The sequence below is a fragment of the Thiolapillus sp. genome (assembly GCF_048562965.1).
In the GTDB taxonomy this organism is placed as follows: domain Bacteria; phylum Pseudomonadota; class Gammaproteobacteria; order Chromatiales; family Chromatiaceae; genus Thiolapillus; species Thiolapillus brandeum_A.
The window spans coordinates 1-1,011 of the sequence record NZ_JBHNMF010001007.1 but is presented as its reverse complement, the minus strand read 5'-3'; the positions used below and the strand labels follow the sequence as shown (position 1 = coordinate 1,011).

Annotated in this window: 3 protein-coding genes; all 3 read right to left on the bottom strand. The window is 47.5% G+C overall.

The window, feature by feature from the left end; translation table 11 throughout:
* Positions 1-43: 43 nt before the first annotated feature.
* A complete protein-coding gene (locus ACOCD2_RS21835) occupies positions 44-379 on the bottom strand; it encodes a hypothetical protein (protein WP_293653210.1) in 336 nt (111 codons plus the stop codon).
* 240 nt (positions 380-619) lie between these two features.
* Complete coding sequence (locus ACOCD2_RS21830) at positions 620-802, bottom strand: hypothetical protein (RefSeq protein ID WP_293715344.1); 183 nt, start codon at positions 800-802, stop codon at positions 620-622.
* A 110-nt stretch (positions 803-912) separates the two neighbouring features.
* Positions 913-1,011 (bottom strand): transposase domain-containing protein (locus ACOCD2_RS21825; RefSeq protein ID WP_368857394.1); only part of this gene is annotated, 99 nt, incomplete at its 5' end.

Sequence of the window (1,011 nt, the reverse complement as noted above, 5' to 3'; positions counted from 1 at the left end):
CTTTTGTATTCCGAGAATTAGGGCATTATTACTGTTCACTAAGTTACGGATTCAGGTTTTCGATTCTAACGTTAGGCACTGATTCCATTATTGGCCTTCTATATTCCGGATCATCTTCCTCTAAACAACGAAAACGAAGATCCGCAGTATACGAGGATTTTGAATCGTTAAGCGGTAAAAACTTTTTTCCTATCGATTCACAATATGAAGTGGCTTTTTTATAAAGGGTTGTTTTTATTATTGCCCCTGATGTTTCTCCGACGGAAGCCTCGCCAGCCACCACATAAGTATCTTTGCCAGCTGGAACTACTTCAGTGACCACTGAACAAGCAGCTAACACCAATGTACAGGCAGCTGTCAACATGGTTCTGATATTCATGTTGCAATCCCCTGTACGCTTAATATTTTATACTGCGGAAGTGTCCCACAAGTGTAACGGGTGGGCAAGCGTGAGCCGGTTTTATTTTTTTGCCTGAATCCGTATTTTCAAATGCGGCCTTCAATTTTGCCCGCTCATTCTTACATCTGGTAGCGTTATTTGGCTGGCGGCTGCCTTGTTTGACTGCTCAGCGACATGATTTTCAGCGGGGCTGCCGCAAGAATGACACACCGACGGATTTCAGGCGCACTGCTCCATGGGGCAAGGCTTATCCGCTATGATCCGGTACGCCTGGCCATAGGCCAGTTTTCGATACACCGCATCAAAGGCCTGCAGCGCTCGACAACTTCTGCCAAAACTTATCTTGATGGTGCGCGCTGTTTTGATGATACGTGCGGCAACATACATCAGTTTCTGCATCACGGTTCTGATCCGTCGCCTCTGCGCCTTGCTCCGCTTGGGTGACTTCGACCCCAGCAAGCCATTTTGTCCGATCCAACGCAGAATATTATGTAAGCGCCAAACAATCAGCCCTATTGCATTTTTTTGACCGGCGTGTTCCAGGGTAGCAGGGCTTCAATGTCCTCAACCGTCCTGGCATTGCCGATGTGCTGCAGCACATGGTGGAGGTA

Excerpts from the sequence above, each read along its gene's own strand:
- ACOCD2_RS21835 (WP_293653210.1), bottom strand. The coding sequence starts at position 379 with ATGAATATCAGAACCATGTTGACAGCTGCCTGTACATTGGTGTTAGCT.